Annotated in this window: 17 protein-coding genes; 4 read left to right on the top strand and 13 right to left on the bottom strand. The window is 73.9% G+C overall.

The annotated features are described in order from the left end of the window. Positions 1–12: 12 nt before the first annotated feature. Genes JOD65_RS20885 through JOD65_RS20900 form a run of 4 tightly spaced genes read right to left on the bottom strand, consistent with a single transcriptional unit; the run spans position 13 to position 4,071 of the window. Positions 13–1,815, bottom strand: a complete 1,803-nt coding sequence (locus tag JOD65_RS20885) for a glycoside hydrolase family 3 N-terminal domain-containing protein (protein ID WP_191194704.1) — start codon at positions 1,813–1,815, stop codon at positions 13–15. 31 nt (positions 1,816–1,846) lie between these two features. After that, positions 1,847–2,299: a GNAT family N-acetyltransferase gene (locus JOD65_RS20890; protein WP_191194703.1), complete on the bottom strand. Its 453-nt coding sequence runs from the start codon at positions 2,297–2,299 to the stop codon at positions 1,847–1,849. A gap of 6 nt (positions 2,300–2,305) precedes the next feature. Next, the gene (locus JOD65_RS20895; RefSeq protein WP_191194702.1) at positions 2,306–2,953 is read right to left on the bottom strand and encodes an MBL fold metallo-hydrolase; all 648 of its coding nucleotides are present in this window, start codon (positions 2,951–2,953) and stop codon (positions 2,306–2,308) included. Next, complete coding sequence (locus JOD65_RS20900) at positions 2,953–4,071, bottom strand: S-(hydroxymethyl)mycothiol dehydrogenase (RefSeq protein WP_191194701.1); 1,119 nt, start codon at positions 4,069–4,071, stop codon at positions 2,953–2,955. Before JOD65_RS20900 ends, JOD65_RS20895 begins: the two co-directional genes overlap by 1 nt. Positions 4,072–4,205: 134 nt before the next feature. On the opposite strand from JOD65_RS20900, the gene JOD65_RS20905 reads away from it, so the two are divergent. Both JOD65_RS20905 and JOD65_RS20910 read left to right on the top strand, forming a co-directional pair. Beyond that, the gene (locus JOD65_RS20905) at positions 4,206–4,763 is read left to right on the top strand and encodes a SigE family RNA polymerase sigma factor (protein WP_224747164.1); all 558 of its coding nucleotides are present in this window, start codon (positions 4,206–4,208) and stop codon (positions 4,761–4,763) included. Then, on the top strand, positions 4,760–5,998 hold the full coding sequence (locus JOD65_RS20910; RefSeq protein WP_191194700.1) for a TolB-like translocation protein: 1,239 nt from the start codon (positions 4,760–4,762) through the stop codon (positions 5,996–5,998). The genes JOD65_RS20905 and JOD65_RS20910 overlap by 4 nt, the downstream gene beginning before the upstream one ends. A 6-nt stretch (positions 5,999–6,004) precedes the next feature. On the opposite strand, the gene JOD65_RS20915 is transcribed toward JOD65_RS20910, so the two are convergent. Continuing rightward, the gene (locus JOD65_RS20915; RefSeq protein WP_191194699.1) at positions 6,005–6,673 is read right to left on the bottom strand and encodes a hypothetical protein; all 669 of its coding nucleotides are present in this window, start codon (positions 6,671–6,673) and stop codon (positions 6,005–6,007) included. Positions 6,674–6,791: 118 nt separating this feature from the next. Between JOD65_RS20915 and JOD65_RS20920 the strand changes: the two genes are divergently transcribed. Both JOD65_RS20920 and JOD65_RS20925 read left to right on the top strand, forming a co-directional pair. Beyond that, the gene (locus JOD65_RS20920) at positions 6,792–7,238 is read left to right on the top strand and encodes a hypothetical protein (protein WP_191194698.1); all 447 of its coding nucleotides are present in this window, start codon (positions 6,792–6,794) and stop codon (positions 7,236–7,238) included. Continuing rightward, complete coding sequence (locus JOD65_RS20925; protein WP_191194697.1) at positions 7,238–8,746, top strand: hypothetical protein; 1,509 nt, start codon at positions 7,238–7,240, stop codon at positions 8,744–8,746. The genes JOD65_RS20920 and JOD65_RS20925 overlap by 1 nt, the downstream gene beginning before the upstream one ends. Before the next feature lie 115 nt (positions 8,747–8,861). Here JOD65_RS20925 and tsaD read toward each other — a convergent pair whose 3' ends face one another. From tsaD to JOD65_RS20965, 8 genes are read right to left on the bottom strand one after another with little or no spacing between them, the layout of a single operon-like run. Beyond that, entirely contained in the window at positions 8,862–9,908 is a 1,047-nt protein-coding gene (tsaD, locus tag JOD65_RS20930; RefSeq protein ID WP_191194696.1) for a tRNA (adenosine(37)-N6)-threonylcarbamoyltransferase complex transferase subunit TsaD, read from the bottom strand. Continuing rightward, positions 9,901–10,356: a GNAT family N-acetyltransferase gene (locus tag JOD65_RS20935; RefSeq protein WP_191194695.1), complete on the bottom strand. Its 456-nt coding sequence runs from the start codon at positions 10,354–10,356 to the stop codon at positions 9,901–9,903. Before JOD65_RS20935 ends, tsaD begins: the two co-directional genes overlap by 8 nt. Then, positions 10,353–10,991 carry a tRNA (adenosine(37)-N6)-threonylcarbamoyltransferase complex dimerization subunit type 1 TsaB gene (gene tsaB / locus JOD65_RS20940; RefSeq protein ID WP_191194694.1) on the bottom strand — a complete coding sequence of 213 codons (639 nt, stop codon included), beginning with the start codon at positions 10,989–10,991 and terminating at the stop codon, positions 10,353–10,355. The genes JOD65_RS20935 and tsaB overlap by 4 nt, the downstream gene beginning before the upstream one ends. Positions 10,992–11,001: 10 nt before the next feature. Continuing rightward, positions 11,002–11,892, bottom strand: a complete 891-nt coding sequence (tsaE, locus tag JOD65_RS20945) for a tRNA (adenosine(37)-N6)-threonylcarbamoyltransferase complex ATPase subunit type 1 TsaE (protein ID WP_191194693.1) — start codon at positions 11,890–11,892, stop codon at positions 11,002–11,004. Then, positions 11,889–12,953 carry an alpha/beta fold hydrolase gene (locus JOD65_RS20950; RefSeq protein WP_191194692.1) on the bottom strand — a complete coding sequence of 355 codons (1,065 nt, stop codon included), beginning with the start codon at positions 12,951–12,953 and terminating at the stop codon, positions 11,889–11,891. Before JOD65_RS20950 ends, tsaE begins: the two co-directional genes overlap by 4 nt. After that, positions 12,950–14,137 carry an alanine racemase gene (alr, locus tag JOD65_RS20955; protein ID WP_191194691.1) on the bottom strand — a complete coding sequence of 396 codons (1,188 nt, stop codon included), beginning with the start codon at positions 14,135–14,137 and terminating at the stop codon, positions 12,950–12,952. Before alr ends, JOD65_RS20950 begins: the two co-directional genes overlap by 4 nt. 8 nt (positions 14,138–14,145) lie before the next feature. Beyond that, positions 14,146–15,561 carry an NAD(P)H-hydrate dehydratase gene (locus JOD65_RS20960; protein WP_191194690.1) on the bottom strand — a complete coding sequence of 472 codons (1,416 nt, stop codon included), beginning with the start codon at positions 15,559–15,561 and terminating at the stop codon, positions 14,146–14,148. 4 nt (positions 15,562–15,565) lie between these two features. Continuing rightward, on the bottom strand, positions 15,566–15,919 hold the full coding sequence (locus JOD65_RS20965; protein WP_191194689.1) for a holo-ACP synthase: 354 nt from the start codon (positions 15,917–15,919) through the stop codon (positions 15,566–15,568). Between the last annotated feature and the right edge of the window lie 14 nt (positions 15,920–15,933).

Below are 15,933 nucleotides of genomic sequence, written 5' to 3' on the forward strand. Positions count from 1 at the left end.
GCGACGGTTCCCTCAGCAGCCGGGTCGTGCCACGCCCGGGACGTCGACCGGCAGCCGGCCCGGTGCCGGAGCCTGACCGGTCAGCACCTCGACCAGCACCTGCATCGCAGCAGGCGTGTCGCCGTAGGTGGCGATCCGTGTCGGGGCCGCCACGCGACCCAGCACCCACGGGCTGTCGGTGGCCACGGCGACCTGGCCGTCGACGGGGGCGTCGCGGTAGCCGGTGAACCCGATCTGCGTGCCGGCCGCGAGTCGCGCGTCCTCACCGGCGTGCCACGCGTCGAGGCGCCGCTCCCGGCGGGCCTCGGCCTTCGCCCAGGCGCGCACGCGCCGCTGGTAGGCGCGCTTGCGCTCCTTCTTCCTGCGATCGGGCCTCGGCTTCGCGCTGGTGAGGTCGGCCGGCGGCGAGCGGCGGGCCAGGACCGTGATCCCGGCAGCCTGGGCTGCGGGGGTGAACGCCCCGACCGCGCTCGGGTCGCCGTAGGCGTGCACGACGTCTCCGACGAGCCGGCCCGAGCAGGCGCCGTCGGTGACCGTCACCGCAGCGGCGGAGAGTCGCCGGGACGCTGCGGCCGCCGAACCGGGCGCCGAGCTCGGCTGCTGCCCGGACGGGGCGAGGTGGGTGAGCAGGGCGATCTGCCGCGCGGCCGCCTGCTCCAGCCGCCGGCGGGGCAGGGTGCCGCCCCGCACGGCGCGCACCAGCGCTGACCGGGCCACGGCGGGCGAGGGCGGCATCAGCAGGACGTCGGAGCCGGCGCGGAGGGCCTGCACCGCCGTACGCCCGGGGTCGCGGCCGCGGGTGACGGCGGCCATCTCCAGCGAGTCCGTCACGACGAGGCCCGCGAAGCCGAGCTCGTCTCGCAGCAGCCCGGTGACCACCTTGCGCGACAGCGACGACGGCACCCGCGGGTCCACGGCGCGCACGTCGAGGTGGCCGACCATCACCGCAGGGAGCCCGGCCTCGATGCCGCGGGCGAAGGGCACGAGGTCGGACGCCTCGAGCTGGGCCTTCGTCCTGCCCTGCACCGGCAGGGTCAGGTGGCTGTCGGCCGGCACGGAGCCGTGGCCCGGGAAGTGCTTGATGACCGGCAGGACGCCCGCCGTGCTGAAGCCGGTGGCCGCCGCGACGACGTGCTCGGCGACGACTCCGGGTCGCGACGAGGCGGACCGCGACCCGATCGTCGGGTCACCGGGGCCCGAGGTGACGTCGGCGTCCGGGGCGAAGTCGACGGTGAAGCCGAGCCCGCGCAGCTCCGCGGCCCCTGCGGCGTACGACTCCTGCGTCAGTCGCGCGTCACCAGCGGCACCCGTGCTCATGAAGGTCGGGAACCGGGTCGCCGCACCGCGCAGTCGCTCGACCACCCCGCCCTCCTGGTCGACGCCGAGGAAGAGCGGCCACTTGCGGGGGACCTGGCGGGTCAGTGCCCGGTTGACGGCCCTGACCTGCTCGGCCGAGGCCACGTTGGCACTGAAGGCGATCACGCCTCCGAGGTGCAGGTCGCGGACCATCCGCACGGGGGCGTCGGTCCCCTGCCAGTCGGCGACGATGACCTGCCCGGCGAGGTCGGGCAGCTTCATCCGGCCGACGATCCGCGCCGCCCGGTCCAGCTCGGCCCCGGTGGGACCCCACCCCTCGGCCAGCCCGAGCTCCTCCGACGGCGTCGGCGGGACGGTCGGCGTGCTCGTGGCGGCCGTGCTCTCGGCCGTCCGCTCCTCGTCCCCGTCCGGGTCCTGTCCGTCGCACGCGGCCAGCGACGCGACGAGCACGAGGGAGGCTCCGAGGCTCACCAGGGGCTTGGCGGGGCGGGAGCGCATCACGCCATGGTGGCACGGCACCACGGATCACTCACCGTCCGCGACGGTCCGGGCGCTCCCACGGCCAGGCGCTCTCGAGCCAGGCGGCCACGGCACCTGCCAGTGGCTGGTCGAGCCCGGCCCGGTCGGCGCGTACCCACGACTGCACCTTGACGTCGTGCTGGTCCGACGCGCTCGGGTAGAGGTAGACGCACCCGATCACCTCGCGGCTGCCCGGCTCGAGCACGGTGAACGTGAATCCACGCCGCGCCTCGAAGTCCGCCGCATGCCGCGCGAGGTCGGCGAGGTTGTCCTCGAGCGACATGCCGTCGACCGGCGGCCACGACCCGTCCGCGTAGCCCGGCGTCTCGCGGACGTGCGCGATGCTCGACGACCACGCCGCGTGGTCGGACTCGTTGTGCTGCGGCCCGAGCGGCTCGAGCACGAAGTCGTCCGTCACCAGCGACGTCGGTGGCTCGAAGTCCGCGGGCACGAAGTCGTCCATGACGCCTCAGCCGGCAAGGCCGGCGCGCTCCGCGCCGATCGTGGTGTCGGGACCGTGGCCGGTGTGCACGACCGTCTCGTCCGGCAGCTCGAGCAGCCGGCGACGGATCGAGTCCTTGATCTCGTCGGCGTCGCTGTAGGAGCGGCCCGTCGCGCCCGGACCGCCCTCGAACAGGGTGTCGCCGGTGAACACGCAGCCGAGGTCGTGGACGTAGAGGCACACCGCGCCCGGCGCGTGGCCCGGGGTGTGGATCACCTTGATCGCGGCACCCCCGATCGTGAGCGTCTGGTCGTCGGCCAGGTCGACGTCCCAGAGCTCGGCGCCCTCCTCGTCGCCCCCGTGGGTCAGCTCCCACAGCGGGCGGTCGTCGGGGTGCAGCAGGATCGGCGCCCCAGTGCGGCGGCGGAGCTCCGGCGCCACGCGCACGTGGTCGTCGTGGGCGTGGGTGCACACGATCGCCTTGACGGCCCGGCCGGCGACGACCGCCATGATCGCGTCGACGTCGTGGGGGGCGTCGACGACCAGGCACTGCTCGTCGTCACCGATCACCCACAGGTTGTTGTCGACGTCGTGCGTCTCGCCGTCCAGGGAGAACGTCCCCGAGACGACGGCATGGTCGACCCGCACCGACCGGGAAGAGGGTGAGGCGCCCATCAGAACACCACCACCGAGCGCAGCACGTCGCCGTGGTGCATCTTGTCGAAGGCGGCCTCGACGTCGTCGATGCCGATCTCCTCGGTCACGAACGCGTCGAGGTCGAGCCGGCCCTGCTGGTAGAGGTCGACGAGCATCGGGAAGTCACGCGAGGGCAGGCAGTCGCCGTACCAGGAGGACTTCAGCGACCCGCCGCGGCCGAAGACGTCGATGAGCGGGATGTCCGGCACCTTCATGTCCGGCGTCGGCACGCCCACCAGCACGACGGTCCCGGCGAGGTCGCGCGCGTAGAACGCCTGCTTCCACGTCTCCGGGCGTCCGACGGCGTCGATCACCACGTCGGCGCCGCCCTCGTGGCCGGTGCCGTCCGGCGGCGGCGTCAGCGACCGGATCGCCTCGACCGGGTCGACCTCCGAGGAGTTCACCGTGTGGGTGGCGCCCATCGAGCGCGCCAGCTCGAGCTTGCGGTCGTCGAGGTCGACGGCGATGATCCGCGCCGCCCCCGCCAGGGCCGCGCCGGCGATCGCGGCCGCGCCGACGCCGCCGCAGCCGATGACGGCCACGGTGGAGCCGCGGCCGACGTTGCCGGTGTTGATGGCGGCACCGAGGCCGGCCATCACGCCGCAGCCGAGGAGGCCCACGGCAGCCGCACGGGCCGACGGGTCGACCTTCGTGCACTGGCCGGCGGCGACCAGCGTCTTCTCCGCGAACGCGCCGATGCCCAGCGCGGGCGACAGCTCGGTGCCGGCGAGGTCGCCCTCGGCGAGCGTCATCTTCTGGGTGGCGTTGTGGGTGGCGAAGCAGTACCACGGCTCGCCGCGGTTGCACGCGCGGCAGTCGCCGCACACGGCGCGCCAGTTGAGGACGACGAAGTCACCCGGCTCGAGCCCGGTCACGTCCGGACCGACCGACTCGACGACACCCGCCGCCTCGTGGCCGAGGAGGAAGGGGAAGTCGTCGTTGATCCCGCCCTCGCGGTAGTGGAGGTCGGTGTGGCACACCCCGCAGGCCTGGACCTTCACCACCGCCTCGCCCGGGCCGGGATCGGGGACGTTGATCGTGGTGAGCTGCACCGGCTCGCCCTTCGCGAGCGCGACGACGGCCTGGACCTGCTGCATGGATGTGCCTCCTGTGGATCGGGTCGACGAGAGCCTTGCAACGCAAGCCAAACAGATGCAACCACCTGCCGACGAGTCGCGTCCTCACCCGACACACCACGCGGAAGAACTCGCGGACGGACAGGAGGTGGACGATGAGCGCGACACTCGTCGACATGGGCAAGCACGACCGGCAGGCCGACAAGGACGCCGACTTCTCGGCGTACATGTCGGGGCGCCAGACGGCGCTCTACCGGACGGCGTACCTCCTCGCCGGCGACCACGCCGGCGCCGAGGACCTGCTCCAGACGGCGTTCGCCAAGCTCTACCTCTCCTGGGACCGCATCCGCGACCGCGAGGCCCTCGACGGCTACGTCCGACGGATCATGGTCAACGAGAACAACTCGCTGTGGCGGCGGGCCTGGAAGCGCCGCGAGCACGCGACCGACACGATGCCCGAGACCGGCGCGGTCGACGTGTACGACGACGGCATGGGCGGGGCGCTCTGGTCGTTCGTCCAGACCCTGCCGCCCAAGCAGCGCTCGGTCGTCGTCCTGCGCTACTACGAGCAGCTGAGCGAGGCCGAGATCGCCGACGTGCTCGGGATCTCCGTCGGGACCGTCAAGTCGCAGGCCAGCCGCGCGCTGGCCGCGCTGCGCGCCCGTGCCCCGCACTCCCTCAACCCCCACGAGTCCGGAGACGATGCACGATGAGCCCCACTCCCCTCGAGGACCAGGTGCACGACGCGCTGCACCGCACCGCCGACCCCCTGCAGCGCGCCCCGTTCACCGTCACCGACGTCCGCACGCGCGCCCGTCGGATCCAGCGGCGCCGCGCCGTGGTGGCCGGTGCCGCGGTCGCCGCCGTCCTGGCGATCGCCATCCCTGTCGGCGCCGGCGTGGTCGGGCCGTCCCCGCGGAGCGACGTCCCGCCCGCGACCGAGCCGCCCGCACCCCGGATCACCGGGACCGTCCGCATCGACCCGCTCACCGCGCCCGTCGGCGCCGAGCTCGCCATGCCCCTCATCAACGTCGACGACGAGAGCCTGACCGTCGACGGCGAGACCGTCGACCTCCCCCGGCTCTACGACCAGCTGACGCCGTACGTCGAGGGGTGGATCGGCATCGCCTTCACCGACGACGTCGGCGGCCGCGCCGTGCAGGTCCTCGACCCCGACTTCCGCGTCCTCGACGAGGTGGCGCCGGCCAGCCCCCTGGCCGTGTCGCCGGACGGCTCACGCATCGCCTGGGCCTGGTACGACGGCTCGCGCTGGACCGTCGTGGACCGGGACCGCGACGGAGCGAGGGAGGAGCGATGGACGGCGCTGCCTCCGGGTCCTCAGGACGCCCGCGTCCGTCCGGTCGGCTTCCTCCCCGGCGACGCGCTCCTGCTCGGCACGACCGATCCCGCCACCAACCGCGAGTCGGCGTCCGTCGTCGGCCCGGACGGGAGCACCACACCGCTGCCCGGCTCGCTGCGGGTGGGCTCGGTGTCGGAGGCCACCGGCCTCTACTCCGTCCAGACCAGCTTCACCGGCGACGGCTCCTGCTGGCAGGTGCGCGACGCCGGCGCAGGCGGTGCCGAGGCCTGGCAGACGTGCGACTACTCGCTGCTCGGCTTCAGCCCCGACGGTCGGCACCTGCTCGGCTTCACCGACTACCTCACACCCGACGGGTCGCCGACCATGGCGGTCCTCGACGCGGCGACCGGCGAGCGGGTGGTCGACTTCGAGCTGGTCGGCGCCCGCACCAGTGTGGTCGGCATCAACCCGGAGGTGGCCTGGGAGGACGACGACACCGTCGCGGCCACGCTCGTGGCCGGCAACCGGCAGTACGTCGTACGCCTCGCGCTCGACGGCACGGTCGAGCGGGTCGGCGGCGAGGCGGTCGACCTGCAGCCGGGTCAGGTCGCGCTCAAGCTCGCCGCCCCGGTCGACCCGCCGGGCTGAGGAAGGTCACAGGCGCATCCGCTCGCTGGAGTAGCTGGCGACGACCGACTGGAACAGCTCCTGCTGCACCTCGTCCGGCACCTCGCGGTCGAAGCTCACCTGGACCTTCGTGACGTGGTTGTCCTCCCACAGAGTGGCCGCGTGCATGTCGTCGAACCTGTCCCTCGCCGTGTAGTAGCCAGCGGTCAGCCCGCCCATGAGGATGCCGTCCTGCTTCTCGTAGTTCTGCGGCTTCCGTCCGTGCGGCCAGAAGTACCTCTCGGCCTGCTTGGGCGTCAGCACGTCGCCACCCGTCGGAACCACGCTGAGCAGCACGCCACCGCTCTTCCCGTCCACGCGCCCGAGGGCGCTGTCGACGACGAAGGAGTCGAAGGTCTGCTTCCAGCCCTTGGGGATGTTGACCCGGATGTCGCTGACATCGAGCCGCGGTCCCGATGCCGGCTCGACGGCCTCGGCCTCGGGCACGAGCAGCGGCTCGGTCGGGCTCGCGGTGAGGCTCTCGGAAGGGCTGTCCGTGGGGCTGTCGGTCGGGGACGCCGGCGAGGTGTCGGTCCCCGACGGGTCGATGCCCTCGCCGTCGCTCCCGCACGCGCCCAGCGCCAGTACGGCCGCGAGCCAGACCGCCAACGCCGCGATTCCGCGTCCACCCATCGTCGTACCCCCGAGTCGTTGCACGCCCAGACGGTAGCGGACGGCCCCTGTTTCCCAGCTTTTCGTCGGACGCGGGGGCGTGGTGTGAAAATGCCTTCGACAACGACGTTTCACCGCCGGGCACGGCGGGAATGGGGGACCCATGCTGACCGCTGCCGACGTAGGCCTCGTGACCAACGTGATGAAGGGCATCAACGCGCCCGAGAGCCTCATCCAGAGCATCCGCACCCTGCTCACCACCAACTCCGACGGCCTGGGCGGCACGAAGCTCATCCCCGTGGGAACCAGCCACTTCGGCGGGTCGACCAACGGCCACCGCCTCGGTGTCAACGCCCAGATGGCGCACCAGGAGGCCGAGCAGGAGTTCCAGAAGCTCGCCGACTCCCTGCGCGCCTACAGCGACGCCATCAAGCTCTGGGCCGACGACGTCCGTGACGTGGACGGCAGCACCAATGCCGAGATGACGACGCGTGCGGCTGCGCTCGCCCAGGTCAACGACACCATCGACCAGGCGCGCGACCAGTCCTCTGGCAGCACCATGGGCGACGGCCAGTACACCGAGCCCCCGGCTGCAGAGGACGGCGCCTGATGACCGACGGAGTCGAGCGCGCCCGCCTGCGCACCTACCTCACTGGCGCCCAGGCCGAGACGAGTGACCTCGCCGGCGAGAACTGGAGGAACTGCGGCAAGATCCTCGCCGAGACCGCCGAGGCGCTGCGCAAGGGAGCCGCCAAGATCCGCGACGGCGAGGGCGACGGGCAGGACGGTGGGCTGTCCGGGATGATGGCCGACGCCCTGCTGGCGGCCTTCGAGGACTCCTCGAGCAGCATGGAGGAGAAGGGAACCCGCCTCGTCGGCGGCGGCGACGCCCTCATGGACGCGGCCCGTGTGATGGGCAACGCCAAGGCCGCCGAGGCCGGCATGGCCGACCTGCAGCAGCCGCCGGCCTACACGGCGCCGACCCCGCTGCCGGGCCTCCCGCCCACGCCGAAGGAGATCCAGGCCGAGGCCACCAAGCGGCACGCCGCCAACCAGGAGATGGCGTCCTACAACACGGCCCGCGCCCAGCAGGAGGCCGCCGCCGCGCAGTGGACGCAGAAGCTCGACGCCGTCTTCCTCGGCTCGATCCCGCCGATGCAGGCGATCCACGGGCAGCCCGACCCGACCGAGCCGCCGCCGTCGGTGCCGAGCAGCCCGTCCAGCCCGTCGCTGCCGCCGACCGGGCCGCGCAGCCCCGGCACCCCCGGCGTCCCCGACCCGACGGACCCCAGGGACCCCAGGGACCCGAAGGACCCGGACAAGGACCGCGACCCGGACAAGGACCGCGACAGAGACCCCGACAAGCCCGACCCGGTCGACCCGGAGAAGCCGGACCCGGTCGACCCCACGAAGCCCGACCCGGTCGACCCGGAGCCGCGCCACCCGATCACCCACCCGACCCCTCCGACCCACCACGTGCCGGGAGAGACGAGCACGGTCACGGGCTCGTCGCAGAGCGGCGTCACCTACAACCCCTCGGCGGGCCAGGCTCCGGCCGGCCCGAGCACGGGAGGATCGGGCGGCGGCATGAACGCCGCCGCGATGGGCGCCGCAGGTGCCGCCGGAGGTGCCAGCGGCATGGCGGGCGGCATCCGGGCCGGCGCAGCTCCGGCTCCGGCCGGAAGCTCACCCGCCCGTCCGATCGGCGCGACCGGCCGCAGTGGCAGCGCGGGCGCGCTGTCGCGCCCTGCCGGCGCCGCAGGCTCGGCAGCAGCACGCGCCGGCACGGCCGGCAGCCCCGCCGCCCGCGGCGCGGGCTCGGCAGGTGCCCGAGGTGCCGGCTCGGCCGGCGCCCGTGGTGCGGGCTCGGCAGGTGCGCGCGGTGCCGGCTCGGCCGGCGGTCGTGGAGCCGGCTCGGCCGGTGGTCGCGGCGCAGGGTCCGGCACCGGGTCACGGTCCGGTGGACGCGGATCGACCGGTGCCCGCGGCGCCGCCGGTGGCGCCAACGGTCGCGGCAGCCGCAAGGGAGACGACGACCAGGCCGCCGAGCGCGACGGTCTGGTCTACGAGCAGGACTGGCTCGGTGACGACGACGTCGCACCCGGAGTCCTCGACTGAGGTCCGCCTCGTTCGAGTGTCCGTGATGCAGGTCCCCGCTCTCGGGCGGGGACCTTCGTCATGTCCAGGGCGGCGTCAGGCGACGTCAGGCGACGTCAGGCGACGTCAGGCGACGTCAGGCGACGACGGTCGTGATCGGTTGCGAGGAGTCGGCCGGCAGGTCGAGCCGGGACGGCGTACGACCGCGGGCAACGAGCTCGGCCCCGAGGGCAGCGACCATGGCGCCGTTGTCGGTGCACAGGCCCGGGCGGGGCACCCGCACGCGGATGCCCTGCGCCGCCGCCCGCTCCTCGGCCATCGCGCGCAGCCGGCTGTTGGCGGCCACCCCGCCGCCGATGAGGATGTCCTCGATCCCGCGGCTGGTGGCCGCGTCGATCGCCTTGCGCGTCAGTACGTCGCACACCGCCTCCTGGAAGGAGGCGGCCACGTCGGCGACGTCGATGGTGACGCCCGCACGCTGCTGGGTCTCCACCCAGCGGGCGACGGCGGTCTTGAGGCCCGAGAAGGAGAAGTCGAACCGGTGCCGCTCGAGGTCGCGCCGGCTGGTGAGCCCGCGCGGGAAGTCGATGGCGACGCTGCTGCCGCTGCGCGCCTGCTTGTCGATGTGGGGCCCGCCGGGGAACGGCAGGCCCAGGAGCCGGGCGACCTTGTCGAAGGCCTCCCCCGCCGCGTCGTCGATGGTCGAGCCCATCGGCTCGACGCCGACGGTGACGTCGGTGACCTCGAGCAGGCTGGAGTGGCCACCCGAGACGAGCATGGCCAGGCACGGCTCGGGGAGCGGTCCGTGCTCGAGCTGGTCGACCGCCACGTGGGCGGCAAGGTGGTTGACGCCGTAGATGGGCTTGCCCAGGCCGAGGGCAAGGGCCTTGGCGCTGGCCACACCGACCAGCAGCGCTCCGGCCAGGCCGGGGCCGCTGGTGACGGCCACGGCGTCGATGTCGCTCAGCGCGATCCCGGCCGTCTCGGCGGCGCGCTCGATCGTGGGCACCATCGCCTCGAGGTGGGCGCGGCTCGCGACCTCGGGCACCACTCCGCCGAAGCGGGCGTGCTCCTCGACGCTGCTGGCGACCGTGTCGGCCAGGAGGGTGTGCCCCCGGACGATGCCGACCCCGGTCTCGTCGCAGGAGGTCTCGATCCCGAGGACCAGCGGCTCGTCAGTCATGGGCCGTCGCCGTGTGCTCGCGGGCGGCGCCCGGGAGCCAGCGACACATGACCAGCGCCTCGGACCCGTCGCGGTAGTAGTGGGGGCGCACGTCGATGACGCTGAACTGCCGGGCCACGTAGAAGCCCAGGGCGGGGGCGTTGGTCACGCTCACCTCCAGCAGCATCCGCGAGGCGCCCTCGGTGTCGACGAGGAGCTCGTCGAGCAGGCGCGAGGCGAGGCCTGTGCGACGCGCGTCAGGGCGTACGCCGATCCGCAGCAGGTCGACGATGTCGCCCGCGGTCATCGTCACGGCGTAGCCGGAGAGGTCGTCGGCGACGACGAAGCGGCGCCCGAGGCCGTCGATCTCCTGGCGGATGAGCTCCTCGCTCCACGCGTCGGGTCCGAACAGCTCCTGCTCGAGGGCACGGAGCGCCGGCAGGTCGGCGAGGGTGGCGGGACGGATCACGAGACGGGCTTTCTGGGTGCGCCGGCGACCGCGTCGGGGCGGCGCAGGTAGAGGGGTTCGGGGTCCAGCAATTCTACGAGCTCGGACACGACGCCTGCTGCCAGCCAGCCGGCGCTCGGCCGGGTGGGGGCGATCAGGTGCGGGAAGGCGTCGGGGTAGAGCTCGGGCCCGGCGCCGGCGACCGGGGCGTCGGTGGCGACCTCGGCCGGACGGGTGACGACCGGTCCCTCGAGGCGGCGGCCCTCGGCGTCGTACGAGGCCAGGTAGACCTCCTTGCGCCGGGCGTCGGTGGCGACGAGGAAGCTGTCATGGGCGGTCCCGCGGCTGACGACCTCGAGCGCGACGGCGTCGAGGGAGCAGACGCCGTAGACGGGGATGTCCAGGACGAAGCCGAGGGTGCGTGCGGTCACGACCCCGACGCGGAGGCCGGTGAACGGACCGGGACCGACACCGACGGCGACGGCTGTGAGGTCCTGGCGGACGACGCCCGCCTCCTCCATGCACCGCGCGATGAGCGGCGCGAGGTGCTCCCCGTGCTTCATCGGCTGCTCGGAGGAGTGCTCGACGACCACGCGCTCGCCGTCGTGGAGCGCGACGGAGACCAGCGCGGTCGCGGTGTCGAAGGCCAGCAGCACGGCGTCGAGGCTACTGCCCGACGATCCACCGCAGCGAAACCCGGCGGGGGTCGAGCTCGTCGCCGACCGGCGCGTCACCGACGGTCCGCTCGATCACGACCTCGAGGCGCGAGTCGGCCAGGCCCTCGGCCAGGCCCGCACCCCACTCCACGACGGTCACAGCGGAGTCGAGCGAGGTGTCGAGGTCGAGGTCGTCGAGCTCGTCGAGCCCGCCGAGCCGGTAGGCGTCGACGTGGACGAGGTCGGGCCCGTCGCCCAGGGCAGGATGCACACGGGCGATCACGAACGTCGGCGAGGTGACGCCGCCGCGCACGTCGAGCCCCTCGCCGAGTCCCTGCGTGAAGGTCGTCTTCCCGGCCCCCAGCTCACCGGTGAGCACCACCAGGTCGCCGGCGACCAGGCCGGACCCGACGCGCCCACCGAGCTCGCGCATCGTCGCCGCGTCGGGGGCGTCGAAGGTCGTGCCGAGCCACCTCGCGAGCTCGACGTAGGGGCTCGTCCCGCCGGTGACGACGAAGTCGTGCGCCTCCCAGAATGCGACGGTGCCGGGCAGCTCCTCGCGTGCGACGACCCGCACCGCCGAGCGACCCGTCGCTGCTTCCACGGCCGCTTCCACCAGGGCCGAGGCCACTCCCCTGCCCTGGGCGGCGGGCGTCACGCCGAAGCGGCGGAGCACGAGCCCGTCGGGGTCGGGGTCGAGCACGACGCAGCCCACGGAACGGCCGTCGAGGACAGCGAGCAGGCCACCGCGCCGCGCGAGGAGGCGCTTGACGGAGTCGATGTCCTCGCCGAGCGCGTCGGCCGGTGGGTCCAGGGCGGGCCGGGCGCCGAAGGCCTCCCGCACGACCGCGAGGACGTCGGCGGCCGCCTCGGGACCCACCCGGCGTACGACAACACTCACAGCAGGCCCTCGCCCTGGGCGAGGGAGATGAGGTCATCGAGCTCGGCGGTGACCTGCTTGTGGCGCTCGAGCAGCACCATGTGGCCGGCGCCCTCGCACTCCAGCAGGCTCGAGCCGGTGATGCGGCTGTGCAGCTTCCGGCTGTGCCCGACGGAGGTGATCCTGTCCTCGGTGCCGCAGATGATCGACGTCGGCACCCGGCTGAGGGGCTCGAGGTGCTCGAAGTGGTCGAGGGTCGCGAAGGCCGGGTAGAAGTCCGCGACGACGGCGAACGGCGTCGCGTTGAGCATCGAGTAGACGAACTCCACCATCGATGCGGGTACGTCGTCGCCGAACGCATAGCGGTCGGTGAACACGTCGGCGACGGCGTGGCCCCACGCCCGCGCGACGTCGACGACCTTGTGACCGCGGTCGAGGGTGCGCACGGCGCGCCCGACGAAGCGACCGCCGAGGCCGAGCGGCAGCATCGGGAACAGGATCCGGCCGGGGTCGAGGCCGCCTGCCGTGGTCGACATGAGAGCGGCACCGACGACCGTGTCGCCGAACAGCTCGGGGTAGTGCTCGGCCAGTGAGATGACGCTCATCCCACCCATCGAGTGGCCGACGACGACGCAACGTCCGGGGACCGTGTCCTCGATGACGCGGCGCAGGTCGTGGCCGAGCTGCTCGATCGTGCAGTGCTCCTCGTCGGATCGCGCCGACCGGCCGTGGCTGCGCTGGTCGTAGAAGACCGTGCGCACCTGGCCGCGGTAGGCGGCACGCTGGAAGTGCCAGCAGTCGAGGTTGAGCGAGTAGCCGTGCACGAAGACGACGGTCAGGTCGTCGTCGGTGGCGGGCACGCCCCCGAAGTCCTCCGGCTCGTCGATCTCGACGTAGAGGTCGACCGCGTCGTCGGTGACGGTCACGCGCGGGGGGCTGTGGAGCGCACCGAACGCCACCTCCTCACCGGCGGCACGGTTGCCGATGACGCGGTTCTGGCGGGCGATGCCCACGGCGCCGGCGGCAGCGGCCAGGCCGGCTGCGCCCACGACGGTGCCGAAGATGCGGCCCTTGATGCTCAACGGGTGGTCCTTCCGGAGTCCTCGGTGTCGGCGTCGGTGTCCGTCTCGGTGTCCGTCTCGGTGTCGACGTGCCTGCGGACCAGCCGGCCGCCGACGCGGGTGACGATCTCGTAGCTGATCGTGTCGACGGCGTCCGCCCAGTCCTGGGCGGTGGGCTCGCCGAGGTCGCCGGCGCCGAAGAGGACGACCTCGGTCCCGGCCGGCGGCAGCTCGCCGTGGAGGTCGACGACGAGCTGGTCCATGCACACGCGGCCGCGGATCGGCCGCTGGGAGTCGCCGACCCAGACGTGGGCGGTGTTGCCGGCTGCTCGCGGCACCCCCTCGCCGTAGCCGGCCGGCACGACGCCGACGGTGGTGTCCTCGGCGGCGTGCCAGGTGTGCCCGTAGGAGACGCCCTCACCGGCCCGGACGACCTTGCTCATCACCAGGCGGGCACGCACGGTCATGGCCGGCCGGAGGCCCAGTCGCGGGCTGACGCCGGGCGCCGGGTCGAGACCGTAGGTCGCGATGCCGCAGCGGACGAGGTCGAAGTGGGAGGAGGGCCGCAGGATCGCCGCGGCGGAGTTGGCGAGGTGGGTGACGTCCGGGTCGAGCCCGGCCGTCTCGGCCAGGGCGAGCGCCTCGCGGAAGGCTGCCTCCTGGGCGTCGTTGGCCGGATGGGCAGGCTCGTCGCTGGCGGCGAAGTGTGACCAGATCCCGGTGACGGTGATCCGCCCCTGCCGCTCGAGGTCGCTCGCGACCGCGAAGAGGTGCTGCCACTCCGAGCGGGGCGATCCGCCGCGCGACAGGCCGGTGTCGACCTTGAGCTGCACCCGGGCGGGGCCCACCGCCGCGATCTCCTCGAGCTCGGTGACCGAGTAGGCGGTCACCTCGACCCCGGCCGCGACCGCGGCGGCGAAGTCGTCGCCGGGGGCGCTGAGCCAGCACAGCAGCGGGCCGTGGTCGCCGGCGGCCCGCAGCGCGAGCGCCTCCTCGATGGTCGCCACGCCGAGCCAGTCGGCGCCGGCGTCGCGGGCGGCGGCGGCCACCTCGACCATGCCGTGGCCGTAGCCGTCGGCCTTGACGACCGCCATCAGCTGCACGGGGCCGTCGACGGTCACCAGGTCCTTGAGGATGCGCACGTTGTGCCGGACGGCAGCGAGGTCCACCACGATCTCGGCGCGCGGCGGCACGGGATCGGTCATGCCCTCGATCATCCCAGAGACCTCGATCTCGGGGCATCGAGGACGTCGCGCACCAGCCGCGGGATCTGGACCGCGACCCGGCTCGCGGTCAGCGGTCCGCCGGCTGCCGCCTGGGTCGCGGCGGCTCCGTGCAGCCACGACCCGACGGACGCGGCGTCGTACGGCTCCAGTCCCGCCGCGAGCAGCGCCCCGACCAGCCCGGCGAGCACGTCGCCGGCGCCGGCCGTGGCGAGCCACGGCACGCCGGTGGTGGTCACCCGGACCCGCCCGTCGGGGTCCGCGACGAGCGTGTGGTGCCCCTTGAGCAGCACCACGCAGCCGAAGCGGGTCGCTGCCGCGCGCGCGTGCTCGAGCGGCGAGTCCTCGACCTCGTCGCGCTCGACCCCGACCATCGCCGCCAGCTCGCCGGCGTGCGGCGTCAGCACGCAGCCGGGCACCGTCCCGTCCACGTGGCGCAGGGCGTCGGCGTCGACGACCACCGGTACGTCGTCGGCGCGGGCCTCGGCGAGCATCGTGCCCGCGTCGTCGCCGCCGCCGGGGCCCACGACCCAGGCCTGGACGCGGCCGTCGCCGACGACCTCGGGGTGCACGCTGCGCACGGTGTCGGCGATCGCCTCCGGCCCGACGTAGCGGACCATCCCGACCAGCCCCGAGTTGGCGCCCGACACGGCCAGCAGCGCGGCACCCGGGTAGGTCCCCGATCCGGCGCGCACGCCGACCACGCCGCGGGTGTACTTGTGCGCGACGTCGTCGGGCCGCGGCAGCAGGGCGCGTACGTCGTCGGGCTGCAGCGCCTCGACCGCCGGCGGGCCGAGGTCCGAGTCGTCGAGGCCGAGGTCGACCAGGTGGACGGCGCCGCTCGCGAGGCAGGCGGGGTCGACGAGGTGGGCGACCTTGTGGGTGCCGAAGGTGACCGTCAGGTCGGCGCGGACGTGCGGGCCGTCGAGGGTGCCGCGCTCGACATCGACACCGGACGGTACGTCGACCGCGACGACGGGCACCGCGACGAAGCGCTCGAGCGCGGCCACCGCATCGGGGCGGAGCCCCGGGCGACCGCCGATGCCGACGATGCCGTCCACCAGCACGTCGGGCGCCGGGTGGAGGGTGTCGAGGTCCCGGGTCGCCCGGCCGCCGGCGGCTCGCAGGGCCGTGAGCCCGGCGTCGTGCACCCGGTCGGCGAGGAGGAGCGCCTCGACCGCCGCGCCCCGTGCCGCGAGCCGGGCGCCGGCCCACAGTGCGTCGCCACCGTTGTCCCCGGGGCCGACCAGCAGGAGCACGCGCCGGCCGTAGCCACCGTCGAGCAGGTCGAGGACCGCAGCGGCCAGGCCCGCGGCGGCGCGCTGCATCAGCGCGCCGTCGGGGAGGCGGGCCATCGCGGCCGCCTCCGCGCGGCGTACGTCCGGGACGAGGTGGGCGCGGAGCATGGCCTCAGCCCTCCAGCACCACGACGGCGGAGGCGATGCCGGCGTCGTGGGACAGCGAGACGTGGACGTGGGCGACGCCCATCGCCTCGGCGCGGGCGGCGACGGTGCCACGGATCTCGAAGCGCGGCCGCCCGGTCTCCTCCGAGACGATCTCGGCGTCGTGCCACGCCATCCCGACGGGCGCGCCGAGCGCCTTGGCGATCGCCTCCTTGGCGGCGAACCGCGCGGCCAGCGAGGCGGGCGGCCGCGACGCCTCGGCGTCGGTGAACAGCCGCGCCCGCAGCGACGGGGTGCGCTCGAGGGATTGCATGAAGCGGTCGATGTCGACCACGTCGATGCCGACGCCGATGACCGGCACGGAGTCGCCCCGGC

Origin of the sequence: Nocardioides cavernae, assembly GCF_016907475.1 — a bacterium.
Taxonomy (GTDB): Bacteria; Actinomycetota; Actinomycetes; order Propionibacteriales; family Nocardioidaceae; genus Nocardioides; species Nocardioides cavernae.